The sequence below is a fragment of the Bacillus sp. SIMBA_005 genome (genome assembly GCF_046535585.1).
Taxonomy (GTDB): domain Bacteria; phylum Bacillota; class Bacilli; order Bacillales; family Bacillaceae; genus Bacillus; species Bacillus pumilus.
In genome coordinates this window covers 270,824-295,093 of the sequence record NZ_JAWRWI010000003.1, presented here as the reverse complement: position 1 = coordinate 295,093, position 24,270 = coordinate 270,824, and the positions used below count along the sequence as shown (strand labels likewise).

25 protein-coding genes are annotated in these 24,270 nt (G+C 43.9%); 7 read left to right on the top strand and 18 right to left on the bottom strand.

All coding sequences use genetic code 11. From position 1 onward, the window contains the following. Positions 1 to 6: 6 nt before the first annotated feature. Both SB660_RS06485 and SB660_RS06480 read right to left on the bottom strand, forming a co-directional pair. Positions 7 to 1,089, bottom strand: a complete 1,083-nt coding sequence (locus SB660_RS06485) for a C45 family autoproteolytic acyltransferase/hydrolase (protein ID WP_339164951.1) — start codon at positions 1,087 to 1,089, stop codon at positions 7 to 9. A gap of 89 nt (positions 1,090 to 1,178) precedes the next feature. After that, the gene (locus SB660_RS06480) at positions 1,179 to 1,811 is read right to left on the bottom strand and encodes a GDSL-type esterase/lipase family protein (protein ID WP_339164949.1); all 633 of its coding nucleotides are present in this window, start codon (positions 1,809 to 1,811) and stop codon (positions 1,179 to 1,181) included. Between the two features lie 403 nt (positions 1,812 to 2,214). Here SB660_RS06480 and SB660_RS06475 point away from each other — a divergent pair, with 403 nt between their 5' ends. Further along, entirely contained in the window at positions 2,215 to 2,850 is a 636-nt protein-coding gene (locus tag SB660_RS06475; protein ID WP_034283819.1) for an FMN-dependent NADH-azoreductase, read from the top strand. 45 nt (positions 2,851 to 2,895) lie between these two features. On the opposite strand, the gene SB660_RS06470 is transcribed toward SB660_RS06475, so the two are convergent. From SB660_RS06470 to SB660_RS06435, 8 genes are all read right to left on the bottom strand, one after another. After that, positions 2,896 to 3,657, bottom strand: coding sequence for an IclR family transcriptional regulator (locus SB660_RS06470; RefSeq protein WP_058015348.1), 762 nt, complete (start codon positions 3,655 to 3,657; stop codon positions 2,896 to 2,898). Between the two features lie 14 nt (positions 3,658 to 3,671). Further along, on the bottom strand, positions 3,672 to 4,685 hold the full coding sequence (locus SB660_RS06465; protein WP_410581828.1) for a 5-oxoprolinase subunit C family protein: 1,014 nt from the start codon (positions 4,683 to 4,685) through the stop codon (positions 3,672 to 3,674). Then, positions 4,682 to 5,428, bottom strand: a complete 747-nt coding sequence (gene pxpB, locus SB660_RS06460) for a 5-oxoprolinase subunit PxpB (RefSeq protein WP_339164944.1) — start codon at positions 5,426 to 5,428, stop codon at positions 4,682 to 4,684. The genes SB660_RS06465 and pxpB overlap by 4 nt, the downstream gene beginning before the upstream one ends. Before the next feature lie 18 nt (positions 5,429 to 5,446). Further along, entirely contained in the window at positions 5,447 to 6,238 is a 792-nt protein-coding gene (locus SB660_RS06455) for a putative hydro-lyase (RefSeq protein ID WP_268497214.1), read from the bottom strand. 5 nt (positions 6,239 to 6,243) lie between these two features. Beyond that, complete coding sequence (locus SB660_RS06450; protein ID WP_180309561.1) at positions 6,244 to 7,461, bottom strand: NRAMP family divalent metal transporter; 1,218 nt, start codon at positions 7,459 to 7,461, stop codon at positions 6,244 to 6,246. Positions 7,462 to 7,487: 26 nt separating this feature from the next. Continuing rightward, the gene (locus SB660_RS06445) at positions 7,488 to 8,246 is read right to left on the bottom strand and encodes a LamB/YcsF family protein (RefSeq protein WP_169057617.1); all 759 of its coding nucleotides are present in this window, start codon (positions 8,244 to 8,246) and stop codon (positions 7,488 to 7,490) included. 165 nt (positions 8,247 to 8,411) lie between these two features. Further along, on the bottom strand, positions 8,412 to 9,191 hold the full coding sequence (locus tag SB660_RS06440; RefSeq protein ID WP_410581825.1) for a Cof-type HAD-IIB family hydrolase: 780 nt from the start codon (positions 9,189 to 9,191) through the stop codon (positions 8,412 to 8,414). A 103-nt stretch (positions 9,192 to 9,294) separates the two neighbouring features. Further along, entirely contained in the window at positions 9,295 to 9,564 is a 270-nt protein-coding gene (locus tag SB660_RS06435; RefSeq protein ID WP_268467710.1) for an excalibur calcium-binding domain-containing protein, read from the bottom strand. Between the two features lie 184 nt (positions 9,565 to 9,748). On the opposite strand from SB660_RS06435, the gene SB660_RS06430 reads away from it, so the two are divergent. The 3 genes from SB660_RS06430 to SB660_RS06420 are packed head-to-tail and all read left to right on the top strand — an operon-like array spanning position 9,749 to position 10,709. Beyond that, the gene (locus SB660_RS06430; protein ID WP_003214168.1) at positions 9,749 to 10,126 is read left to right on the top strand and encodes a VOC family protein; all 378 of its coding nucleotides are present in this window, start codon (positions 9,749 to 9,751) and stop codon (positions 10,124 to 10,126) included. A 24-nt stretch (positions 10,127 to 10,150) separates the two neighbouring features. Then, a complete protein-coding gene (locus SB660_RS06425; RefSeq protein WP_061406774.1) occupies positions 10,151 to 10,444 on the top strand; it encodes a DUF5316 family protein in 294 nt (97 codons plus the stop codon). 25 nt (positions 10,445 to 10,469) lie between these two features. Next, a complete protein-coding gene (locus SB660_RS06420; protein ID WP_061406772.1) occupies positions 10,470 to 10,709 on the top strand; it encodes a DUF2651 family protein in 240 nt (79 codons plus the stop codon). A gap of 31 nt (positions 10,710 to 10,740) precedes the next feature. Here the strand turns inward: SB660_RS06420 and SB660_RS06415 are convergent, their stop codons facing one another. The 5 genes from SB660_RS06415 to SB660_RS06395 all read right to left on the bottom strand — a co-directional run bounded on the left by SB660_RS06415 (position 10,741) and on the right by SB660_RS06395 (position 16,303). Further along, positions 10,741 to 11,133: a RidA family protein gene (locus SB660_RS06415; protein ID WP_058015339.1), complete on the bottom strand. Its 393-nt coding sequence runs from the start codon at positions 11,131 to 11,133 to the stop codon at positions 10,741 to 10,743. Positions 11,134 to 11,359: 226 nt separating this feature from the next. Next, positions 11,360 to 13,108, bottom strand: a complete 1,749-nt coding sequence (locus SB660_RS06410; protein ID WP_410581821.1) for a methyl-accepting chemotaxis protein — start codon at positions 13,106 to 13,108, stop codon at positions 11,360 to 11,362. 98 nt (positions 13,109 to 13,206) lie between these two features. Beyond that, on the bottom strand, positions 13,207 to 14,328 hold the full coding sequence (locus SB660_RS06405) for a mannitol-1-phosphate 5-dehydrogenase (RefSeq protein ID WP_410581820.1): 1,122 nt from the start codon (positions 14,326 to 14,328) through the stop codon (positions 13,207 to 13,209). Between the two features lies 1 nt (position 14,329). After that, complete coding sequence (locus SB660_RS06400) at positions 14,330 to 14,764, bottom strand: PTS mannitol transporter subunit IIA (RefSeq protein ID WP_012008933.1); 435 nt, start codon at positions 14,762 to 14,764, stop codon at positions 14,330 to 14,332. A 96-nt stretch (positions 14,765 to 14,860) separates the two neighbouring features. Continuing rightward, positions 14,861 to 16,303 (bottom strand): PTS mannitol transporter subunit IIBC, encoded by a 1,443-nt coding sequence (locus SB660_RS06395; protein ID WP_410581819.1) that lies wholly within the window; start codon positions 16,301 to 16,303, stop codon positions 14,861 to 14,863. A 505-nt stretch (positions 16,304 to 16,808) separates the two neighbouring features. Between SB660_RS06395 and SB660_RS06390 the strand changes: the two genes are divergently transcribed. From SB660_RS06390 to SB660_RS06380, 3 genes are all read left to right on the top strand, one after another. Then, positions 16,809 to 18,443, top strand: coding sequence for a copper resistance CopC/CopD family protein (locus tag SB660_RS06390; RefSeq protein ID WP_410581817.1), 1,635 nt, complete (start codon positions 16,809 to 16,811; stop codon positions 18,441 to 18,443). 16 nt (positions 18,444 to 18,459) lie between these two features. After that, positions 18,460 to 19,074 carry a YcnI family copper-binding membrane protein gene (locus SB660_RS06385; RefSeq protein WP_410581815.1) on the top strand — a complete coding sequence of 205 codons (615 nt, stop codon included), beginning with the start codon at positions 18,460 to 18,462 and terminating at the stop codon, positions 19,072 to 19,074. 183 nt (positions 19,075 to 19,257) lie between these two features. Then, on the top strand, positions 19,258 to 19,854 hold the full coding sequence (locus tag SB660_RS06380) for an NAD(P)H-dependent oxidoreductase (protein WP_169057628.1): 597 nt from the start codon (positions 19,258 to 19,260) through the stop codon (positions 19,852 to 19,854). Between the two features lie 243 nt (positions 19,855 to 20,097). Here SB660_RS06380 and SB660_RS06375 read toward each other — a convergent pair whose 3' ends face one another. The 3 genes from SB660_RS06375 to gabT are packed head-to-tail and all read right to left on the bottom strand — an operon-like array spanning position 20,098 to position 24,193. Next, positions 20,098 to 21,492, bottom strand: coding sequence for an NAD-dependent succinate-semialdehyde dehydrogenase (locus SB660_RS06375; RefSeq protein ID WP_058015332.1), 1,395 nt, complete (start codon positions 21,490 to 21,492; stop codon positions 20,098 to 20,100). Then, positions 21,467 to 22,855, bottom strand: coding sequence for an APC family permease (locus SB660_RS06370; RefSeq protein WP_289406128.1), 1,389 nt, complete (start codon positions 22,853 to 22,855; stop codon positions 21,467 to 21,469). The genes SB660_RS06375 and SB660_RS06370 overlap by 26 nt, the downstream gene beginning before the upstream one ends. A gap of 21 nt (positions 22,856 to 22,876) precedes the next feature. Then, on the bottom strand, positions 22,877 to 24,193 hold the full coding sequence (gabT, locus tag SB660_RS06365) for a 4-aminobutyrate--2-oxoglutarate transaminase (RefSeq protein ID WP_058015330.1): 1,317 nt from the start codon (positions 24,191 to 24,193) through the stop codon (positions 22,877 to 22,879). Positions 24,194 to 24,270: the final 77 nt, after the last annotated feature.

Sequence of the window (24,270 nt, the reverse complement as noted above, 5' to 3'; positions counted from 1 at the left end):
GTCTGATCATACATTTCTCCAAAATGACGGTCCATAATCCTTTTGATGAAATTGAACCTTCTGTTCATGAAAAGGCAGTGAACCCCCAGCTTTTAAAGAATACGTCGGATTGTATACTGGAGAGCCAAAGCAATAATCCATCGTTCCTTCTTCCGGGCGAAAGATGACGGTTCGCATTGTTCCAAACAGCTCCTCATAATTGTGCACAGCTAGACCATCAGGATATTCTGTCTGAAACAGCTTAGTAAGAGAATCACTTGATCGTCGTTGTTCTAAAGCCTCCAGTAACATGTCGTATCTGACAACAGAATGATGTTTCGTCATTCCTTTTGCCGTTTGATCAGCAAGCGGATGGTTTGTGGCTGCAATATAACCTGCCTCCGGTCTTCTCACCATTTTCAGGCCATCAATGATTTCAATCACAGCCGCTTCTCCTTTTCGATCGGCAAGCATAAGGTGAACATTAGAGGCAACAGGCATTTCCTGAATAGAGAAAATGGCTTCCTCAACCGTTCTACAGGTTTCCAGAACAGACCGTATCACATGATACACTTGCAAGCCGGCAACTGCCGGAGGCTTTAAACCTGGTTCATTTCCAACCGGCGGACCACATGCAGAGAATGTGACAGAAAGACCATGCTCATTCATCCCATCAGATCTGCCAAACAAGAGCAGCGACGAGCCTGTATGATATGCCAAGCCCTCCACATGTGTCGTCACAAGACGCATATCATCAAATATCGGGGAAAAATCATAGTTTCGCAGCATGATCGTTTGTTGACCTGCCCCCATATTTCCCTGCCTCACACAGTGGGAACAGCCTGGCTTTAGATGAGATGAATAGTAAAAGGTCAAATAACGCTCATCCAATTGCAGTTCATCACAAAATCCAGCAATCTCTTCTTCTAACTGGGGAAGATATGGGCGCATCAGCTGCTTCGTTTCTTTCACAGCCTCTTTTTCAAGCGGTTCTGTTCGAATGTATTGTGTCTGTAGCCCTTGCTTCTTCTTCATCCAGACAGCCTGCTGCTTTCCCACTTCATAAGCGGTTCCTGTCATTTCTTGAAAATATGCACTGATTTCCTCCATGCCTGAACACCTCTTTCACCTTCGTTTCTTTTATCATATCGAAACACTCCTTCATTTAAAAGGATGAAAAAAACTGCAATCCCAATGGATTACAGCTGTTTGCAGGATTGTTGAAACAATGTTTTTGCCATTGCTTCATATCCTTTATGATTTGGATGAAATTGATCAATCGATAAGTACTCATGTTCATGTCCTTCAAACGCCCGGTACACATCCACGACCTCTACATGTGGATTTGCAGCAAGCGAGCGAAGCTGATGATTGTATTGCTGAAGCCACCGCCCGGCTATTGGTATTTGCGGAAAAGGATTATATAAATTCATGAGATATATGCAATAGGCCTGCTTCTGTCCCCTTTTGATCTGAGCGATTTCTTGAATCATTTTGTTGAAATTTACTTGGCAATGCAATGTCGCTTGCAGCAGTTTCTTTTCATCTTCACCCTTTTCATACTGCTGAATCGCTTGAACAAGGTCATTCCCACAACCTGTGATAGTGATGATGTCAGCTGCTGCAATAGCACGTCTCACATCAGATCGTTTGAACAGCTGTAAAATCTGATCCGTCGTTAACCCTGACTTTGCAAATACAGACAGCTCGACTGGTGTATGTGTCTTTTTTTCAAGCATCCACTGATACCGCTCTGCGAAGCCTCCGCCAAATAAACGTGCCCCCACTCCAACTGTTAAGGAATCTCCAATCGCAACATAGGATCGTCCCACTCTTATCCCTCACTCTCTCCTGCCTTCTCTTATATATACGAAATCGGAGAACAGATGCTTGTAGCAGATGACTTAGAGACATTCATCTTTTTTTCATGAGACGTCTTTACAAACTCTTCACTTGCGAGATCGGCTGATTTTTTGTTCAATAAGAATAGGTTTAGATCATGAAGTTTGCACCTGCATGCGTTCCAGAAAAATTTACAAACTTTTTATCTTGATTTCGAGACTTTATACCTTGACTTCAAACTACATTGTGATTACAATAAAAATATCAGTTTTTATGTAACTGTGCTTGTTACATCTTTTTCATAGCATTCCAATATGATTAAAGATGCCACATATTCAGTGTATCTTTGGGATACGCTAAAAAAATCACTGAAACAGAAAGGATTGAATGAACATGGCAAAAGTTTTATACATCACTGCACATCCGCATGATGAAACAGTTTCTTACAGTATGGCTACTGCTAAAGCATTTATCGAATCTTATAAGGAAGCAAACCCAAGTGACGAGGTTGTACATATCGACTTGTACAAAGAAAACATCCCTCACATTGATGCAGATGTATTCGCTGGCTGGGGCAAGCTGCAATCAGGTGCTGGCTTCGATACACTTTCAGCTGAAGAGCAAGCAAAAGTTGCTCGCCTAAACGAATTAAGCGATCAATTCGTTTCTGCTGACAAATATGTATTTGTTTCACCACTTTGGAACTTCTCATTCCCACCAGTTCTTAAAGCATACATCGACTCTGTTGCTGTAGCTGGTAAAACATTCAAATACACTGAGCAAGGTCCTGTTGGATTATTAACAGACAAAAAAGCTCTACACATCCAAGCACGTGGCGGATACTACTCTGAAGGTCCTGCTGCTGAACTTGAAGCAGGCCACCGTTACCTTGGTACAATTGCGAGCTTCTTCGGCATTCCTTCTTTCGAAGGTCTTATCGTTGAAGGTCACAATGCTGAACCTGCGAAAGCAGAGCAAATTAAAGCAGATGCGATCGAACGTGCAAAAGCTTTAGGAAAAACTTTCTAATTAACTGAACGCGAAAAGCCAATGATCTTAACGGTCATTGGCTTTTTATTTATCTAGATGAAAGCCTAATTCTCTGGAGATACCGCTCGCGGCTTTTTTGACTTGTTCAATTAAGTATGGAAGACGTTCCTTTTGATAACCTGCTTCAAACCCTGCAATGCTAATACCTGCTGTGACTTCTCCAAGGTGATTGAATATAGGAGCTCCAACCGCAGCTGTATAGTTTTCAAGCTCCGAATAACTTAACGTATAGCCCCGCTCATTTGATTCTTCCAGGATGTTTCGAAGAACCTCTTTATCTGTAATGGTCCCGATTCCGATTTTTCCTAGCTCAATCGAATCGATATAGGCAAGTCTCTCGTTCTCTGGCAAAAAGGAGAGAATACTTCTTGCACAAGCACCCGCATATAAAGGAGAGCGCCTGCCGACGGCGGTGTAGAGACGAACAGGCTGCGTCCCTTCAATTTTATCAACGTAAATGGCTTCGTCTCCTTCACGAACGATGAGTTGTACAGCTTCTCCCACTTCATCCCGCAAGCCTTCCATAAATGGTCTTGCAATTCTCCGAATATCAAGGCGGTCCGCCACAAGCTGACCGTATTCTAGAAACATCAGACCTAACCGATAAACGCCTGAATCTTGCTTTTCTAATAACCCCATATCGGTTAACGAGCTCGCCATGCGGTGCACAGACGTTTTCGGCATGCCGGAGAGCTCGATCATTTCATTCAATGTTAATTGGTCACGTGTGATAAACAGCCGCAAAATCTCCATTGATTTCACGACGGTTTTATTTGTGTTTTGCATGTGCATCCTCTTTTCTAAACGAAGGCTTCCAGCTTGATTCTGGCAGCCAGCTCCTTCAGTTCTGCTTCTTGCTTAAATAGCGCCTGCTCTGCATCCTGATGGTCGATTCGCTTAAAATACAAATTCGCCCCAGGCATCGCTTGAGCAATGAGTGGCAGGTCGACCGTCGCAACTTCTCCAATCCGCGGGTATCCGCCTGTTGTTTGCCGATCTGCCAGCAGAATAATCGGCTGACCGTCAGGAGGAATTTGAATAGAACCAAAGGCAACCGCCTCTGAAATCAATTCAAGCTTTTCTTTTAAATGAACCGGCTCCCCCTTCAAACGACAGCCCATACGATCTGATTGAGGCGTGATTTGATAAGGCTGCTCAAAAAAGGTGCTTTGAGATGATTCTTGAAAAAAAGAAAGGTGTCTCCCTGACAGCACCCGAATCACGGGCGATTTCCGCAGCGGTAAAAAATGCGTATGACTTACAGTCCAATCGGGTGCGCTGTACGCCGCCTGTTTTAGATTGCTTTTGAGTCTATCAGACAATCGATCCGCTACGATTGAAGGCTTTCCAACGGACAGGACGTCTCCTTTTTCAAGCGGACGTCCGTTCAGTCCACCGATTCCTGCTCTCACATAGGTGCTTTTGCTCTCCATGACCGGCTCCACATCGAATCCACCTGCCACAGCAATGTAAGAGCGGCACCCCCTCTTGCAAGGACCAAAGGTGATCGTGCTTCCTGATCGAACAAAGAGTGGTTTCCATAAAGGGGCTGGCTCTCCATCAATATCGATCTCCACATCAGCGCCAGTCACTGCAATAAGCTCATCCTTTTGACACGTCAGCACAGGGCCCGGCCCCATTAATGTGATTTCCAGTACGGCTTCGTTTTCCTCGTTGCCTGTGAGAATGTTGGCAATTCTAAGTGAGAGCGTGTCCATGCCGCCGCTCGTTAAGACGCCATACTTTTGATAGCCTTTCCGTCCTTTATCTTGAATGGTTGTGAACATTCCTGACTTGATGACATGGATACTCAACGTTCTGCCTCCTTCATGCTGAAAAATTCCTTTTCAGACATTTGGACAAATCTAACCTCGTCTCCTGCTCTTAATAGACTTGGGACTTTTTCGTCTGGACGAAAGAGTGGCAGCGGGGTTTGTCCGATGAGCTGCCAGCCGCCAGGTGTGGAAATCGGGTATACGCCGGTCTGCTTTCCCGCAATGCCGACAGATCCTTTTGGAATGGACATTCTCGGTGTTTCCCTTCGCGGGGCTGCGATCCTTTCAGACAGCCCGCCTAAAAACGGAAATCCTGGTGCAAATCCAATCATATAGACAAGATACGTTCCGCCAGTGTGAATACGCACGACTTCCTCTGGTGTTAAACGATTGATCCGGGCGACTTCTTCTAAATCAGGGCCAAGCTCTCCCCCATAGCAGACCGGTATGTCGATGGTGCGGCGCTGAATCTGATTCCCCTCCTGCCATTTCTCTTCAAGGAGTGTTTCAATATAGCTTTTCACCCATTCATAGGGGGATAAGTCTAGTTGCTGAAGATGCGCCGATTGATAAACGGTATACGGCTCGTAAAAAACAGTCACGTTTGTAAAGGCTTGAACAGCTTCCACATATCCGTCAAATGGATGCTGTTCAATACATGAAAACAACTGCACAACACGTTCATGAATTTCTTCACATATGTCTGTTCCTGCTTGAATCACGATTGCTGCATCTCCTAGCGGGTGGAAGGTGAAAGAATCTTTTATCGTTGAAAATGCCACTTGAGGACCCCTCTCTTTCTAAAGCACACCGAGCTGTTGATCTCGTTGATCTGTGATGAACATATGCCCAGGTGCATGGGTAATCGCAATCTCTGGTTTTGTATGCATGACAATGGCTTGCGGCGTCACACCACATGCCCAAAACACCGGGACCTCTCCTTCTTTGATGACGGATGGTTCTCCAAAGTCCGGCTGATCCACATGAGCAATTCCAATCATCGCTGGGTCACCTATATGGATGGGACCGCCATGAACTGATGGGAATCTAGACGTCACTTGTACACTTCTTGTGATCTGATGCGCCGGAATGGGTCTCATGCTGACGACCATTGGGCCATGAAATACCCCCGCCCTTTCACAAGCGATATTCGTTTGATACATCGGAACGTTATGACCGTTTTCAATATGGCGAACAGGGATATCATTCAGCATGAGCGCATGCTCAAACGTAAAACTGCAGCCGATGAGAAAGGCAACCATATCATCTTCCCAATAAGTAGAGATATCTGACACCTCTTCTTGAAGAATCCCTTTTCTGTAAATACGGTATTTAGGAAAGTCCGTACGAATATCCGCTTGGGGTGCTGACCTTCTCGGCACTGGATCACCTGGCTCCAGTACATCCAGCAAGGGGCATGCAGCCGAATTGCGTTGACAAAACAACAGAAAATCAAAAGCAAGTTCCTTTTTGACGATCATTAAATTGGCTTGAGCATATCCCTCTGCCAGGCCTGCCGTCGGTCCTGTGATTTCTTTTTTACGAATCAACTCTCTAATCTGTGAAGGCTCATATGTTTGATAGATATTCATTCGATTCAGCTCCATAGTTTTGGAATTTCATTGATGATGGTATATCCGCCCATCATTGCCATGATGACAACGACAAATGCGCCTGATACTGTCAAAAAGAATGGATGTCGATAATCCCCGACAATGTCTTTCTTATAAGCCGCTACCAGCAAGGTGCCAAGCGCGAGCGGTAAGATCAATGCATTGATCGCCCCAACTAATATCAATATGTTCACAGGTCTTCCGATCGTAATAAAACAAATGGTCGAGAGGGCAATAAAGCCGATGATAATGCCACGTTGATTTTGCTCAATTTTTGGTGAGAAGGTTTTAAAGAAGGAAACGGATGTATATGCTGCTCCAATAACGGACGTAATCGCCGCTGCCCACATAATGATCCCGAACATTTTATAGCCAACATTTCCAGACGCTAACTGGAATACAGAAGCAGGCGGATTCGCTGGGTCAATCTGTAAGCCCTTTGAAACCACTCCTAGCACGGCTAAAAATAAAGCGACACGCATCACAGATGTAATCAGGATGCCGAAAACAGAGCTTTTTGTCACTTGAGGAAGTGCATCCTTCCCTTTAATTCCAGCATCTAATAGACGATGTCCACCAGCAAAAACGATATAGCCGCCAACTGTCCCCCCGACAAGTGTCACAATCGATAGAATATCAATTTCTTCTGGGACAAAGGTTCTGAGTGCCGCTTCCCCAACTGGCGGTGCTGTTGAAATCGCCACATAAAGCATCAGGCCGATCATGACAAAGCCCGCTATCTGTGTGAAACGGTCCATCGCTTTACCAGCCTCTTTAATCACAAAAATCAGAATGGCAATGGCAGCACTGATGGCTGCTCCAATTCGCGGATCAATTCCTGTGATCACCTGAAAACCGAGACCAGCACCAGCAATATTTCCGATGTTAAAGGCAAGTCCTCCCATGACAATCAAAACAGCCAGTACATATCCGAGACCCGGCAGAACCATATTTGCAATCTCCTGCCCTCGTTTCTCTGACACGGCGATAATGCGCCATACATTGGTTTGCGCAAAAATATCTAACAAAATAGAGATTAAAATGACAAACCCAAAGCTAGCCGCAAGCTGCTGCGTGAAGACAGTCGTTTGTGTTAAAAATCCCGGTCCGATGGCGGACGTCGCCATTAAAAAGGCTGCGCCCATCAGCATAGACCGGTTCCCCTTTGATGCCTTCTTGTGCTTCACTTCCTGTTTTTTCATGCTGTTTCCCCCTTTGATGACGACTTTTATTGAAAGGCCTTGAGATGAATGCTTGCTTCTTTAAGCTTCGATGTAATGGTTTTGGCAAATTGGAGCGCATGGATGCCGTCTCCGTGTATACAGACCGTATCTGCTTTAAGCGAAATATCTTCCCCTTGAACGGTATGAACCTTCCCTTCCCTCACCATACGAACAACCTGCTTGACTGCCAGTTCATCGTCTTCAATGAGTGCATGCGGTTCACGGCGCGATGTCAGCGTCCCGTCTTTTTGATAGGTCCGATCAGAAAACACTTCATGCGCCACTTGAAGACCCATTCTCTCACCTGCTAACGCAAGTTCACTGCCTGAAAGCCCGTATAATACAAGACTTGGATCGACATGATACACAGCCTTCGCAATTGATTCAGATAATTCAGTATTTTTAGCCGCCATGTTGTACAGGGCGCCGTGTGGCTTGACATGCTGCATCGTGCCGCCTTCTGCCTGAAGAAAGGCTGATAGAGCGCCAATTTGATAGACGACGAGATCATAGGCTTCCTCTGCTGAAATCGCCATTGGACGTCTGCCAAAGCCGACTAAATCTTGCAGACCCGGATGAGCACCAATTTGCACCCCTTTATCCAATGCCATTCTGACGGTTTTTCTCATCACCGTTGGATCTCCTGCATGAAAACCGCAAGCAATGTTGGCTGAGGTGACATATTCTAAAATTTGTTCATCTGAACCGATTGTATATTGACCAAAGCTTTCTCCCAAATCACAGTTGATATCTACTTGATACATAGGATCCCCCCTTTTTGTTCCGAATAACGGAAATTGAAGTCCGAATATTCGAATTTATATTGATTATATCAATTTTGGCTAGATTGCACATGACATTGTTAGAAAACATAACAATAGAACTAGGAGAAATAAAAAAACGAGAGGATATCACCTCTCTTTTTTTATTTATTTAGACAGCACCCAATGATGGATCGCTTTTGCTACACCGTGTTCTGTGTTAGGAGCTGTAATCCAATCAGCGGCTTCTTTCACCACTTCTTGCGCATTTCCCATCGCAATACCTAATCCGGCTTCTTGGATCATAGCCATATCATTTAGGCTGTCGCCAAGTGACATGACATTGTCCATCGTACAGCCAATGCGTTCTGCTACCTTTGCAAGAGCTGCCGCTTTGTTAATGCCAGCTGCATTAACTTCAATATTAGTCGGACTTGAATTTGTGATTTCTAGATGCTCGTTTGTTTTCAATGTATTGAGTACTTCCTCACGAACGTTATCATCATGAATATCAAAGCCAAATTTCAACCATTCATGGTCATGAATTCGTTCTGGGAATTCACCTCTCCACACCTTATCCACAGTGGAAGCCCAGTAATCGGTTTCGTACCTATTTTTTAGATCCCACATCATTTGGACATGATCAGGATGCAGCAGATCTCGTTCGATCAGCTGGAAGTTTGAATCCCAAATTTCACTTCCGTTTGCTGTCACAAGGTAAGAAGACAGCTTAAGCGGCTCCACCAGCTCTCGGCATGTCATCAGTGTGCGCCCTGTGCTAATCACCACATGGACCCCTTTTGCTTCAGCATCTTTAATGGCTTGTTTATTTTCCTCTGGAATGACGTGTTCACTGTTTAACAGCGTGCCATCCATATCAATGGCAATCAATCGGATGTCTTTCTTATCAGCTTGTATGGACAAATTGAGTACCCCACTTTGTATCATTTTTTGTAACTATCTTTATTTTAATATAAAGAGGGAGAAGGCACAAAGGGACGAGTTTGATCCCACAGAAAAAAGACCTTGTTACAGGTCTCTTCACATTGGCTTAACGTTCACATGCAATCCCGTCTTTATCACGGTCAAGTCGCTTATTTTTTTGGTAAAGTGCTTTTGACACATACGGCTTGTACTTTGTTTTGCCGCCTTTGTTTTTCGTGTTTTTGCTTTTTGCGACGCCGCCTTTATAGACTTTGTTCAGCGCTTTGCAGTTTTTGTAGGACTTGACTGTTTTTGCATCTGCAGTGTGGGTGTTGACTTGTGTAACGCTTAGTAAAAGACCTAGAGACAGTACAGCCACCATGATTTTTTTCAACATGTAGAATCCCCCTATTTTTTCTATTTTTACATTTTTATCATATGTCACCACTTTTTGTTTTTCAAGACTATCGAGCTAAATATATTGATTTTTTTGGAATAAATCATGCTTTATATCCTATATGGTACACTGAGTGGGAAACCTTTCCGGTTTTGACACGTATATGAAGAGAGGAGTTTTTCACATGAAAATGAAATATACCATTCTATATGTAAACGATGTTGAGGCAAGTATTCATTTTTATCAACATGTACTTGGCTTTCCTATGAAACTTAGGGTTGAATCCTATGTTGAGTTTGATACTGGAGATGTGACCCTATCAATTAACTCACGTCAGGATGTCAAAGATGCACTTGGATTGCCTGTCCCAGAAGCCAATCAATCCTCTCAAACGTTCGAGATAGGGTTTGTTGTGGATGACGTGGAACAAACCATTGCATCAATGAAGGAAAAAGGGGTTTCGATTATTAAAGAACCTGCAAAAAAACCATGGGGTCAAACCGTCGCTTATGTCGCTGATCCTGATGGTCATTTCATTGAAATATGTGATGCGGTCTCCTAATCTTCTTTAAAGGAGTGAACCAGTATGAGAAAAAAACATGCCTTTATCGCCGGTGTTTGCTCAATGATTGTGGTTAGCAGTGCCGCTATTATTTTGCAGCACCATGAGTGGATAGGATGGATCAGTGGTGGTATCTCTATTATCGGGATCATGATGTCTGGGCTTCTAATGGGGGCTTGGACAAGCGGAGATGAAACAAGAGCCGCCTATCATTCTGAAACGAAAGAGCACCGCATGTGGCGTCTGGATACGGCCTTTCTCATGATGATCTTTGCACTTCCGCACATGGCAGTGTCGATCTTTTATTTTTTAATGTAAACACTTGTTAAAAGGAGTTCGTCATATGGCTGTTTTTATTTTATTCGTTGTATTTGGCTTCCCTATTCTTTCTGTGCTGATTGGCATTTTTGGCACAATGCTTTTGAAGAATGTTTGGATGCCGACTTTGATTGTCCTGTTAGCCAGCGTCATTCTCATGTACACATACATTGGCGGGGAGGAATCCTTTCTCATTTGGGTCATTATCTACACCGTCTTTACGTTGATCGCTGCATGGATGACAAAGCGGTTTCGGTTCAAGTAAAAAAGAACAGTTTGCACTGTTCTTTTTTTGATCAAATATCGGCGCACCATAGCTCAATTTCAATTTTCAGCTCAGGCCATCCTAAAGCTGATACATAAGCAACCGTCATTGATGGGTAAGCTGTTTTGAAGATCGTATCCCACTGAGGATATAGATGATCCCAGTCAATTTCTTCCGTTGCCCATATATTGACCTTGATGACATGCTCTTCATTCAATCCTTCTGATTCAAGAATTTTTTTGATATTTTCAAACGTATTGGTTACCTGGTCGTTTAAACTTGATGGCACTTGTCCATCGATATCTGTTCCGACTTGACCCGATGTAACAAATAATCCCGCGCCCTTTGGTACTCGTGTGATATGACTATAGCTGCCAACGGGCTTCGGCATACTTTCTGGGTTTTTCCTTATGATTTTTTCCATGTGATTTCCCTCACTCACTTTGATTTTTCTGCTAGTCTTCTCTTCATGTAGACAGACTTCACCAATTTCTATCTATCCTAAAAGAAAACAGCAGTGGAGTATCCATAGCCACAAGGCAAGAACATCAATATTTTCTTTTTCATGACCGGAACACTCCTTTCGATTGCGTGAGCAAGGTTTTGATTCCTTATATAGTACCTGACAAAAGACGTTCAGTCAAAATGGTTTATAGACGATAACGCGCAATATCGTGATTCAACCGTATGCTTAGTTCATTGAGTCTTTCTGCTGCTTTTGCCACATTGGAGATGGCTGTCACCTGTTCGTCTGTGGATGCGGTAATCTCTTCGATCGCAGCGGCATTTTCTTGAGAAATATGGGCTGCGCCTTGCATGGCTTTTGTGATGAGGTCGTTTTGCTCCAGCAATGCATTCAGCTCTTTTGCCATGGCGTCTGTTTCAACGATGGTTTGTGAAATCGACGTAGAAATGGCATTGAATTCATGTTCTGTCGCATGTACCGCTTCATCTAACTCAGCGAAACGATCCATTGTGTTTGACATCATGCCGGCTGTTGCCGCCGTTTCTTCTTTAATGCCTTGTACCATTTGCTGAATTTGCACTGCTGATTGTTTTGTTTGCTCAGCTAAATTCCTTACTTCACTCGCCACAACCGAGAAGCCCTTGCCGTGCTCTCCTGCGCGTGCTGCTTCAATGCTGGCATTCAGCGCAAGTAAATTCGTCTCGTTTGAAATGCTTTCAATCGTATCTGTAATTTTAGAGATATCCTGTACTTTTGTACTTAATTGCTCAATGCCTGCTCTAATGCCTTGAGATGTTTGAATGGATTGTTCATTTGATTGCTTTAATTGCTGAACAATTTGCTGACCCTGCTGAGATGATTGACTCGATTGGTCAGAGATTTGTTTAATTTGGTCACTTTGTTCTTTGACGTTCTCAATCGATTGATTGAACTGGGTCATTTGTTGATTGGCTACATCAAGGTCAGATGCCTGATGAAGTGTTCCAGTCGATATGTCACCAATCGCTCGTCCAATCTCTTCACTGCTGGCTGAGGTTTCTTCAGATATTGCTGATAAATCTGTCGCTGATTCGACGAGTTGACTGCTCGTTTCCTGTAGACCGCTGACAAGTGTCCGGAGTTCTCCTGACATATGATTAAAACCTTTTGCCAGCTGTCCAATCTCATCTGTTGTTTCTTTTAAACTTGTGCGTTCAAGATTCCCCGCCGCAATTTCTTTTGAAGCAGCAGTGACTTGTTTGAGCAGTCTGACCTTTCCTCGAGCAGCTAAATAAAAGACGCCAAGACTGAGAAGAGCGACACCTGCTGTAATGAGCATGATATAGAGCTTCATCTGCTCTAATTCTTTATAAAATTCATCCTGAAAGACGGCAATGCCGATACTCCAATTCCAGGGCGTGAACTGGCTCATATAGGCAAGCTTTTGCTTTTCTTCCCCAGTGGCATCGTCCTTATCTAAATAGGTCACATAGTGTGCATCCTCGCCTTCTGATTTGGCTCCAGCGACCATTTTTTCACGATTGGTCGTGTTATCTGGAATGACGCCAATGTCATTGACAGGATGGACTTGAGAGGAATAATCTGCTCCATATGCGACAAGATAGCCTTTATTTTTATAAATAAAATCTGATTTTTGAAATTGGTACCCTTTCCCGTTGTCATTTTTGGGCCCGCTCAAGTAAATACGGGCTTGTTCCTGTGCCTGTTCAAGCGTCAGTTCTTTTTTCTCTACACGATCATTCAACTGTTCAAGTGTAGCCATTGCTCCGCTGACGATGTGCTTTAGATCTGCTTTTCCCGCATCAATTAAGACATGTTTCGCTAACAAATACCCCGTTGTTCCAACAAGTCCGCCCGTTAAAATCGTGATGACGATAATGGCAGACATTAATTGAAAAAAGACACTTCTTGATGCAAACATTTTCCTTTTCATATACAAATTCCCCCTTACTTCATATATCGACAAACGGGGTAAAGTATTAAAAAGGTCATTAAAAAACCCCTTTCACTCGTTGGAAAGGGATTTTCTAATTATCGAGCTGTTTCTTTAAGAATGGCTTGGTAGAGATCGTCTGTTGGCGTGAGGCCACATACTTCTTTCAGTACACCTTCAATGCCTTTTTCTTTTCTTAATGCCTGCAAACGAACCGCTTCTTCGTCTTCGGTAAAGTCATAAGCGAGAGCTGCAGCAATGCCTTTGATTAAGTACACTGGCTGCTTGATCTTTTTCGCTGGACCGATTAAACGGTCATCTGCTCCCAGCTTTCTAAGAGGAGAGCGTGCGACACGAGTGACTTCGTCGGAGATAAAAGCATTTTCGAATCGTTTGATGATTTTTTGAATATACGCATCATGTTCTTCTTTTTCAAAACCATATGTGTCAATTAAATAACGGCCCGTTTCGTGAAGTGCACCTTCAACCACTTGGCGAATCTCTGGTGTATCGACGGCTTCTTTAATCGTTTGAACGCCTTGCTGATATCCGACATAAGCTGCTAGCGCATGTCCTGTATTGACAGTAAAGAGCTTGCGCTCAATATAAGGTGTCAAATCTTGTACAAAGGTCGCTCCGTCTATCTGAGGAACGTCTCCAATAAAGCCAGTCTCATCAATGACCCACTCGAAAAAAGGCTCGACTGATACTTTTAAAATATCCTCATGGTGCTGAATCGGGACAATGCGGTCCACAGCAGCGTTTGGAAAACCAACTGTTTGTGACAATGCTTTTTGTTCCTCTTCTGTTAGATGAGAGAAAACGGCTTCTTTTAAATGAGAGCTGCCTCCAATCATATTTTCACATGCCACGATGTTGATGATATGGTCAGGCTTTTTCTGTTTTAATCCTTCAGCAATAGATGAAGCAATGATCTTCAAAACAGCTGGTCCAACAGCTGTTGTAATCAAATCGGCTGATGCCACAGCCTCTGTTAATGCCGCTGGGTTTTGTGCAGAATTGATCGCTGTCACTGGGCCGACTACTTCTTGCTTCTGACCTGGTGCTGCGAGTTCAACCGTGTATTCTCCTCGTGCATTCAGCTCGTTGATGACCGCTTCATTTACATCGGTAAAGACAAGCTCAAAGCCTGATGTTTTTAACAAAGATCCGATAAACCCTCTGCCAATATTCCCTGCTCCAAAATGAAGTGCCTTCATGCTAGTTCACCTCGTTAAAGATGGCGATCAGTTCATCCTGATCCTTTGCATGGATGATGCGTTCTACATTTTCCTCTTCTGAACAAACAATCGCAATTTGAGAAAGAATATCGAGGTGTTCGTTGTTTTTACCTGCGATGCCAAAGACGACTTTGGCGATATTTCCTTCGCCGTATTCAACGCCATCTGGAATTTGAATGATGGAAATCCCAGAATGAAGGACAGCTGCTTTCGCATCCTCTGTTCCATGAGGAATCGCAATCCCGTTGCCCATAAATGTAGACGAAATATTTTCTCTTTCAAACATTTTGTCAACATAATCACTTGTGACATAGCCATTTGCCACTAGAACTTCGCCTGCTTTTTTAATGGCTTCTTCTTTTGAGCCTGCTTGTTCATTTAGAAAAATATTGTCTTTTGAAAGTACTTGTTTCATGAATGATCACACACCTTTTTTAGAATGGAAAATCTAGAAAACAACCAAAACGGGGAGTTCAATGAAGAAAAATTGAACTCAACCCGTTTCGTCATGTTATTTTTTCAATTTCTCAATCAGCTCATCGTATTTCGGGCTGTTTAAGAAATTATCGACTGAGATATGCACAGCGCCTGGCAGTTTTGCCTTGGCTCTGTCTGTTAAATCTTTATGAGTGAAGACCACATCGGCATCATTTGGAATGTTGCTGATGGATGTGTTTGTCACATCAATATCAAGCTCTGCCTTTTTGACTTTATTCTTTAAGATGGATGCGCCCATCGCGCTTGAGCCCATTCCTGCATCGCAGGCAAAGATGATTTTGTTCACATCATCTGGATTGACATCACTTGGAGATGCTGCTTGCTCGTTTGCTTCAGCGTTTTCTTTTTGAGCTGTAAGAGCAGCGGCTGCTGCGCTTTTCTTCCCTTTCATGTCCTGCATTTTTTCTGTTGCTGCCGTTAAATCCTCGTCAACTGCTTTTGAGGCTTTTAAAATCACAGAAGCGACAAGGAATGAGACGACCGCTGCCACGACGACACCTGCTAGAACAGCAAGGTGTCCGCCTTTTGGTGACATCAGCATAAGGGCGATAATACTTCCTGGTGACGGCACAGCCTTTAAGCCTGCATTTAACAGGGTAAAGGTCAGAACGCCGCTCGCTCCCCCTGCAATTACCGCTAAAATAAGCTTTGGTTTCATCAAGATGTACGGGAAGTAAATCTCATGAATACCACCTAAAAATTGAATGACAATCGCACCCGGTGCAGACTGCTTTGCATTCCCTCTTCCGAAGAACATGTATGCAAGTAGAACACCGAAACCTGGTCCTGGGTTAGTTTCAAGCAAGAACAGAACAGACTGCCCTGTCTTCGCCGCTTGCTCTACCCCTAACGGACCTAAGATCCCTTGGTTAATCGCATTGTTTAAGAACAAGACTTTCGCTGGTTCAATGAAAATACTTGCCAGCGGAAGCAAATGTGCATTCACAATGATATCTACACCTGCCGCAAGGGCTTTATTTAGACCAAGTACAACTGGTCCGATAGCATAGAAGGCAATTGCGACAAGAATGGCACCTAGAATCCCTGCCGTAAAGTTATTCACAAGCATCTCAAAGCCCGATTTAATTCGATCTTTGAAGAGCTGATCAATTTTCTTAATCAAGTAACCGCCAAGTGGTCCCATGATCATGGCACCTAAAAACATTGGAATGTCCGAACCGACAATGACCCCAATCGTCGCGGTTGCACCGAGTACCCCGCCTCGATGGTCGTATACGAGTTTACCGCCTGTGTAACCGATTAAGAGCGGCAGTAAGTAGTTAATCATTGGGCCAACAAGTGAAGCTAATTGTTCATTTGGCAAATAACCACTCGGAATGAATAATGCCGTAATGAGTCCCCAAGCGATAAATGCGCCAATATTCGGCATAATCATGCCGCTTAAATAGCTTCCAAAGCGCTGTACTTTTACGCGGAATCCGCTTTTTTCCTGCATCTATGAAAACTCCTTTCTTCTCTCCCTTTATTCAGGGCTTTATAGGTCAAAAGATATAAGAACAAGTGTCAGTGAAGCCCTTATCCCTATCGTAAAACGCTTTCACTTTCCCTTCAATTGAAACTAAATGTCACTTTGTCACTTAGTGTGTGACAAAATTGAAATATGATGTGAATTCTCTGTCAGAACATAGGGCAATCGGGGTAAAAAGGTTAACGTGCCGTGGTTTTGACGCAAAATTCATTGGAATTTCACAATTTTCAAATCGTCACTTCTTGTTTCCTCTTCTTAAATCGAATAGGCTTATACTTGATCAAACCTATTCAATCAAGAATGTCTGCGCAGACACGACACAGAAAAAGTGAACCATCTTGCTGTTTGTTTCGTTTACCTTTTAGAGTGAGCGGCACAATAGGAGGAGCGGTTTTTTCTGTGACCCACAGTTTACTGCCGCTTTCTTTCTGATACATGAGACATTTTCATAGGTAGAAAGGCGGTTATACACTTGTTGAAACATAGTAAGTGGCTTCTGCTTCTTATCGTCACGTTCGCTTTTTTCATTCCAAAGGAAGCATTTGCCCATGCATACGTCGTCAGCTCGAATCCAGCAGCAAATGAAGAGCTGGAGAAGCAGCCTCCTTCGGTCTCTATCACATTTAGTGAAGGAATCGAAAGTGGATTTCATGCCATTAAGGTGCTAAATGCAAAAGGGGATCGTGTGGATCAAGGAGATACGGTCATTAAAGATCAAAAAATCATGGAAGCTGCTTTAAAAAAGGATTTACCAAAGGGGATTTATACTATTCAGTGGAATGCGGTATCAGCAGACGGACACTCTGTCTCTGGCATGATCCCGTTTAGTATTGGCAAAGCGGATGGCGGTTTTGACCAATTAGATCAAGGTCAACCAAATGAATCGATTGATATTGCCTCGACCATAGACAAAGCCTTTCTTTATACGTCGTTTAGCTTATTTCTCGGGACCATTTTGTTTGGACTGTTTTGGTTTCGGGCAGCGATTTCACCTGTATTAGCGAAACGAATGAAACGGCTGTTGACATTGTCACTGATCATGATGGGCGGAGCACTCGTGTTCCAGCTGCCGATTCAAACAAAATCAGCGGCAGACGTGTCCTTTTTGGGAGCATTTCAGCCATCGCTTTTACAAGAAACCATTGCATCGACTTCTGGCGGTAGTTTGTGGATGATGCTCATGGTGTCATTTGTTCTTCTGACCATTTGGAGCATCGTTGCGATGAAAAAAGGGGATTTCACTTCTTTTCGGGTATGGTTGTTTCCACTGCTCCTATTCGCAGTACTTCTCTGGCTGAAGGCACAAATCGGACATCCAGCGGCAACTGATAATAAAATACTGACAACGTCACTTGATTTTATCCATCTCGTTTCCGCATCGATCTGGGTCGGTGGTTTAACAGCCATTGTGCTTTTATTGTTGAAGAAGCTGCCAAATGAAGATCAGCCGCTCATACGGAATACGTTAAAGGCGTTTCACCCTTGGGCACTGCTCTCTGTTGGACTCATTGTGTTTTCGGGATTTGTGAATGCGATCTTTATTTTGCAATCGTTTGATGCTCTTTTCGAATCAGCATACGGTCGAACCTTTTTAATCAAGCTTGGTTTATTTATCTTGATGGGCCTTCTTGGGCTTGTCCATTACTTGATGCTGAGATGGGAAAAGAAACAGAAACAAAACGTTTCGTTACGAGCTGAGTGGATCATCGGAATCGCTATTTTGTTATTAACAGCTGTATTCACCAATATTCCGAGCCCTCCTCCGCCTGCACCTGAGCCGTTCTTCGGTGCAAACCAAGTGGAACATCGTGACATTGTGTCCATGAGCATTACCCCGAATGCCCCGGGGAAAAACACATTCGAGGTCGCATTTACAAAGAAGGATGGACAAACGATTACAGATATTCAATCTGTGTCAGCCAAGATCCATAAAGTCGCCTTATTCGGTGAAGAGAAACCGAGTGAATTTCAGCTGAAACGATTAAAAAATGGTCATTACTCTGCTGAAAACCTCTTGTTAAATGAAAAAGGTACTTGGAAAATTGAAATCCATGCGTTAACTGGTTCTTTTGAAAATATCGATACCACATTTATTAGAAGAAACTAAAAGGAGTTCATACCATATGAAAAAATATGTTAAAGCTTTATTACCAATGCTTCTCGTTTCATTTTTATTGGCGATTCCTGTGAGTGCTCACGTCACAGTCAAACCTGATACGTCTGCGACAAATGCTTGGGAAACCTATACGTTAAAAGTCCCTTCTGAGAGTGACAGTCCAACGACTAAGGTTGTCGTGACAATACCTAAAGGCGTAGAATTCCAACAATATGAGCCTGTCCCTGGATGGAAAACGTCAACTGAAGAAAAAGATGGCAAGGTAACAAGAGTGACTTGGGAAGCAACTGGTAAAGGCGTGCTTGCCGGACAGTTCCAGCAATTCGTTTTTGTAGCAAAAAACCCTGAAAAATCAGGTGAAGCTGCATGGGATGCATATCAATATTATAAGGATGGAACGGTCGTTGAATGGACTGGCGATAAAGATGCTGATAAGCCGCATTCGATCACAAACATTGTCGCATCTAATACGGTAACGGATTCCCATGGTCAAGAAAAACCAAAAGAAGAAAAGGCATCTGAAACAGCCTCTAATTCTCCTTCACCACTTGTGCTAGGGTTGTCCATTGCTGCTCTAGTCGTAGCACTGATTGCGCTTGTGCTTGCTTTTAGAAAGAAATAATTTATTTGTAAGCGATCGTTTTCACGGAAACGATCGCTTTATTTCTTTCCACCTTGCTTGAACACGAAATGCAAGCTAGGACGATCAACTCCCATTTCCGCAACCTATTATTACCAACATAGGATTGAATAGGATGATGACGCATGCCATAATGAGACACATGACCACCTAGGAGGCTATAAGATGAACCATCTAATTATATTTGCTCATCCCCAGCAAAGCTTAAATCAAACCCTATTAGATCTTGTTGTCAGCACTCTTTTGAACAATGGTCATCAAGTGACTGTTCGTGATGTTTATGCTCTTGGTTTTTCACCAGAACTAAGCATCTTGGAAAAGGCTGCGATCAAACGGGGTGATGTCCCCATTGCCATTCAAACAGAGCAGAAGCTGATTCAGAAGGCAGATGTCCTAACATTTATTTTTCCCATTTGGTGGACAGGCTTACCCGCTATGCTAAAGGGCTACGTAGAACGCGTTTTTTCTGAGGGCTTCGCTTATCAAATCAATGAGCACGGGGCTATTGATAACCTGCTTCGACACAAAAAAGGTGTCATTATCAACACGCATGATGCTCCAAGATCCTTTCTTGACGCTAACCGAATCGTTCCCGCCTCCCATCGCATGACAACGGATACAGATGTCTTCAATTTTATTGGTATTGAGCCTGTTGAACGACTTTTGTTCAGCAGCATGGAGCAGGCACCAGCAGATTACATCCACGAAATTCTGAAAGAAACAAAAGAAACGGTTGAGCAGCTTTTTCCGCCGGCTGTTTAACATAAAAAGACTGCCAGATTCCTCAGGCAGTCTCAAATTGTTGACAAAGGGCTAAAATGATCTTGATTTTAGCCCTTTGTCTTCTTTTCAGCGTGATAGAAAACCTTTGCAGGCTAGGAAGGACGAGCACCGGAGCGGAGCGAATTTGACATTCGTGAGCACCGAAGCGCAGACCTGACACCGAATGCGAGGGTTTGTCTACACGCTGAGACTGCCAGATTCCTCAGGCAGTGTCTTTCACGTTTATTCGTCTAAACCAATGGATACATATTTGGTTTCTAAATAAGGCTCGATCCCTTCGATGCCGCCTTCACGGCCAATTCCGCTTTCTTTCATTCCTCCGAATGGTGCTTGAACAGCCGATGGGCCGCCATCATTCCAGCCAATAATCCCGTAATCAAGATTCTCTGAGATGTAGAGGCCGTTTCGATAATTCTCTGTAAAGAAATAAGCTGCAAGACCAAACGGTGTATCGTTCGCTAATTCAATCGCTTCATCTAGCGTTTTGAACGTCGTAATCGGTGCCACTGGCCCAAAGGTTTCTTCATGCATGATGTTCATCGAAGGGTCCACATGTGTGAGAACCGTTGGCTGGACAAAATAATACGACTTGTCATCATCGAAATGCGTATCTCCGCCGACAAGGATTTTCGCCCCTTTTTCGACTGCATCTTGAATTTGGCTGACAATTTTATCAAAGCCGCGCTTGTTGATAATTGGGCCGATGGATGTGCCTTCTTCAAAGCCATTTCCCACTTTCAGCTTTTCGACCTCTTTGCTAAAGACTTGCGCAAATGATTCATGAATGTCTTCATGCACAATTAAGCGGTTGGCACAGACACAGGTTTGTCCTGCATTACGGAACTTAGATGCCACTGCTTGTTTGACAGCTAGTTCAAGATTGGCATCTTTGTCTACGATGAGCGGGGCATGACCGCCAAGCTCCATTGATACGTGCTTGACTGTACTTGCACTGTTTTTGATCAAATGCTTTCCGACTGGCGTTGAGCCTGTGAACGTGATTTTGCGAATCAATGGGCTATCTGTGAATATTTCACCGACTTCTTTTCCATCTCCAACCACCCATTGCAGAGCATCCTCTGGAATTCCGGCTTCGTGGCCTAATTTCACAAGTTCAATAGCCGTCAGCGGCGTGTCTTCAGCAGGCTTCACAATAAAGGTACAGCCCGCCGCAAGTGCTGGTGCTGCCTTTCTCGTGATCATGGCTGCGGGGAAATTCCACGGTGTAATGGCCGCAACAGGACCCACTGGCTGCTTTGTGACAAAAAGGCGCTTGTTCGCCGTATGTGACGGAATGGTTCTGCCGTAGATTCGTTTGGCTTCCTCTGCGTACCATTCAATATATCCAGCCGCATAAACGATTTCTCCTAATGCTTCTTGATACGGCTTCCCGTTTTCTTCAGTGATGATTTTTGCGAGCCTTTCTTTATGTTCAATCATGAGATCAAACCACTTGCGAATGATATTGGCACGTTCATGTGCTGACGTTTTTGCCCATGTTTTGAATGCTTTATGTGAGCGAGTGATCGCATCTTCAATCTGTTCTTTTGTATGCTGAGCAACTGAAGCAATTTCTTCTCCTGTTGCAGGATTATACACTTTGAGTTCGTTTGTCATGCTCTACCGTCTCCTTCGTTCTTGGATTCATTACATATAGTATATACCCAATGAGTGCCCAACCTAAAAGCAATATCCATTCAGCTGGCCATGATAAGGAGGCCGGCATCCCTGGAAAATAAAATGAAAGAAAAAGGAGACTCAGCCCGATGGCTAAAACGCCTGTCGTCCGCCAATATTTAATGCGGTATGGACGCTCAAGTTCTGGTTCTGCTTTACGAAGTTTCATAAAAGCAATGGACACAATTAAGTAGCCGACGATGATCCCGACACCGCCTGCATTGACAATCCATACGAGGGCAGGGCGCCCTAATAATGGAGCGAAAAAGGCCAAAGCACCAAGAAATAAAATGGCATTTGTCGGCGTTTTATACTTTGGATGAATATACGCAAACCATTTGGAAATCATGCCTCTTTCCGCCATCGCGTATAAAATACGACTTGCACCGATGATAAAAGCATTCCAGCTCGTTACAATCCCTGCTACACCGCCAATGACAAGCACTGTCCCAAATGCTTGATGACCGAGAAGCTGCACCATGGCATCTGCTGTCGCCAAGGAAGAGGCTTCAAGCTGTCCTTTTGACAGCCCCGCAGCTACTCCAAAGACAATAAGCAGATAAAATACGACCGCACTCACGATAGAGATAATTAAAATTCTCCCAATGATTTTCTTTGGCGCATTGATCTCCGCCGCCACTTGAGGAATGACATCAAAGCCAACGAATAAAAAGGGAATCATCACTAAAACTGCCATGAGACCGCCAACCCCGCCTTGAAACATCGGCTCAAGGTTTGCTAGATTTCCGTTAAATGTGGCGCCGCCTAAAAGAAGAAAACCTGTCAGGATAATGGCCACTGTAAAAACAGATTGAAAAATAGCGGCTGGCTTGGCACCAATGTAGTTAAGCGCTGTTAAAAATAAAGCACCGCCAGATCCAATCAACACCCATGTAAAATAAACGTCCCATCCCCCTATATTCCATAGAAAGCCAACATGCTGTGTTGGAATAACATAATCAATAACAGTTGGCAGTGCGACTGCTTCAAACGTAATGACCGAAACATAGCCAAACAACACGCCCCATGCCGAGACAAAAGCGGATTTCATCCCAAATGCCCGCTGGACAAAGACAAGCCCTCCTCCCGTCTCTGGAATCGCAGACGAAAGTTCAGCATACGTCAGTCCAATAAAGATGACGAGAATACCACCTATAACGAAGGCAATCACACTGCCTAAAAATCCAGCTGTTAAAATCCAATCTCCCGAAAGTACAACCCAGCCCCATCCAAGCATTGCACCAATGGATAAAAACAGTACGTCAGACTGCGACATGGTTTTAGCCATTTGTTGTTTTTGCATACAACCATCCCCCTTTGTTGTTTAGCGTGCTTTGAAGGCGTCCTCGATGATCCCTAGTCCTTCATGAAGCAGCTCATCTGTGATGACAAGTGGTGTTAAGAAGCGAATAATATTCCCATTAATCCCTGCCGTTAATAAGAGAAGTCCGTGCTCGTTTGCATATGATGCAATCGCTGCGGCTGTTTTCTTATCTGGTGTACGCGTAGTTTGATCTTCTACAATTTCGATTGCCGCCATTGCCCCTAACCGGCGGACTTCCCCAATGAATGGATACGCCACTCTCCAATCATTTGCTTTCTCCTCAATGACTTGTCCAATGTGTTCAGATCGTTGATTCAGTTGTTCTGTTTCAATAATATCAAGAACCGCTAGCGCTGCCACACAGCCTAATGGACTTCCTGCATATGTTCCCCCTAGCTCCCCTGGATCTGCCGCATCAAGCAGTTCTTTTCTGCCGACAACACCGCTTAGCGGCAACCCAGCAGCAAGAGATTTTGACACAGTGATTAAGTCCGGCACCACATCAAAGTGCTCAATGGCAAAATATTTACCTGTTCTTGCAAAGCCAGTTTGGATTTCATCTGCAACAAACACAATCCCGTGCTCCTGACAGAATGAAGCTACATGCTGAACAAAACGCTTCGATGGTACAATGAATCCGCCCTCCCCTTGGACTGGTTCCATGACCACACACGCAACGGTTTCTGGTGCAACGGCAGCGACGAAGAATTGATTGAATTGATCAATGATGTACTCATCGTAGGCTGCATCACTTAATCCTTCTGGCTTCTGATAGTAATACGGGTATGGCGCTTGATACACCTCTGACGCAAATGGTCCGAACCCAAATTTATATGGCTTGACCTTACTCGTCATGCTCATCGTCATATTCGTTCTGCCGTGGAAGCCTCTTGTAAACGAGACCACGGCCTGTCTTTTCGTATATTTACGTGCAATTTTCACCGCATTTTCAACAGCTTCTGCACCTGAATTAAGGAAAATGGCTTTCTTGTCATGGTCACCTGGTGTAAGGCGGCATAGCTTCTCTGCCAATTCGATATACGATTCGTACATCATCACATTGAATCCTGGGTGAATCAGGCTGTCTGCTTGTGCTTTGACGGCTTCCACAACCTTTGGATGTGAATGGCCTACATTTAACGTACCGATTGCGCCAGCAAAATCGATAAAACGTTTCCCATCGATATCGAACAGCTCGGCACCCTTCCCCTTTGCTGCAAGATGACGGTTGCCATTACTCACGCCTCTTGCGACGTATTGATCTCTTTTCCCCTGCCATTCTTCTGTTGAAAAACGGTTTGTAGTCGTTTGACTCATTGTCATCCATCCCCTTTATGTCTTTTTTATTATTCTGAATATTTTTTGGTATGATAGAAAGTACCAATATCATTTTT

Bases quoted from the DNA above. Each gene is read 5' to 3' on its own strand.
- SB660_RS06485 (WP_339164951.1), bottom strand. From the start codon at position 1,089: ATGGAGGAAATCAGTGCATATTTTCAAGAAATGACAGGAACCGCTTAT.
- SB660_RS06475 (WP_034283819.1), top strand. From the start codon at position 2,215: ATGGCAAAAGTTTTATACATCACTGCACATCCGCATGATGAAACAGTT.
- SB660_RS06470 (WP_058015348.1), bottom strand. From the start codon at position 3,657: ATGCAAAACACAAATAAAACCGTCGTGAAATCAATGGAGATTTTGCGG.
- SB660_RS06455 (WP_268497214.1), bottom strand. From the start codon at position 6,238: ATGAATATCTATCAAACATATGAGCCTTCACAGATTAGAGAGTTGATT.
- SB660_RS06450 (WP_180309561.1), bottom strand. From the start codon at position 7,461: ATGAAAAAACAGGAAGTGAAGCACAAGAAGGCATCAAAGGGGAACCGG.
- SB660_RS06445 (WP_169057617.1), bottom strand. From the start codon at position 8,246: ATGTATCAAGTAGATATCAACTGTGATTTGGGAGAAAGCTTTGGTCAA.
- SB660_RS06440 (WP_410581825.1), bottom strand. From the start codon at position 9,191: ATGATACAAAGTGGGGTACTCAATTTGTCCATACAAGCTGATAAGAAA.
- SB660_RS06435 (WP_268467710.1), bottom strand. From the start codon at position 9,564: ATGTTGAAAAAAATCATGGTGGCTGTACTGTCTCTAGGTCTTTTACTA.
- SB660_RS06430 (WP_003214168.1), top strand. From the start codon at position 9,749: ATGAAAATGAAATATACCATTCTATATGTAAACGATGTTGAGGCAAGT.
- SB660_RS06425 (WP_061406774.1), top strand. From the start codon at position 10,151: ATGAGAAAAAAACATGCCTTTATCGCCGGTGTTTGCTCAATGATTGTG.
- SB660_RS06420 (WP_061406772.1), top strand. From the start codon at position 10,470: ATGGCTGTTTTTATTTTATTCGTTGTATTTGGCTTCCCTATTCTTTCT.
- SB660_RS06415 (WP_058015339.1), bottom strand. From the start codon at position 11,133: ATGGAAAAAATCATAAGGAAAAACCCAGAAAGTATGCCGAAGCCCGTT.
- SB660_RS06410 (WP_410581821.1), bottom strand. From the start codon at position 13,108: ATGAAAAGGAAAATGTTTGCATCAAGAAGTGTCTTTTTTCAATTAATG.
- SB660_RS06405 (WP_410581820.1), bottom strand. From the start codon at position 14,328: ATGAAGGCACTTCATTTTGGAGCAGGGAATATTGGCAGAGGGTTTATC.
- SB660_RS06400 (WP_012008933.1), bottom strand. From the start codon at position 14,764: ATGAAACAAGTACTTTCAAAAGACAATATTTTTCTAAATGAACAAGCA.
- SB660_RS06395 (WP_410581819.1), bottom strand. From the start codon at position 16,303: ATGCAGGAAAAAAGCGGATTCCGCGTAAAAGTACAGCGCTTTGGAAGC.
- SB660_RS06385 (WP_410581815.1), top strand. From the start codon at position 18,460: ATGAAAAAATATGTTAAAGCTTTATTACCAATGCTTCTCGTTTCATTT.
- SB660_RS06380 (WP_169057628.1), top strand. From the start codon at position 19,258: ATGAACCATCTAATTATATTTGCTCATCCCCAGCAAAGCTTAAATCAA.
- SB660_RS06375 (WP_058015332.1), bottom strand. From the start codon at position 21,492: ATGACAAACGAACTCAAAGTGTATAATCCTGCAACAGGAGAAGAAATT.
- SB660_RS06370 (WP_289406128.1), bottom strand. From the start codon at position 22,855: ATGCAAAAACAACAAATGGCTAAAACCATGTCGCAGTCTGACGTACTG.
- gabT (WP_058015330.1), bottom strand. From the start codon at position 24,193: ATGAGTCAAACGACTACAAACCGTTTTTCAACAGAAGAATGGCAGGGG.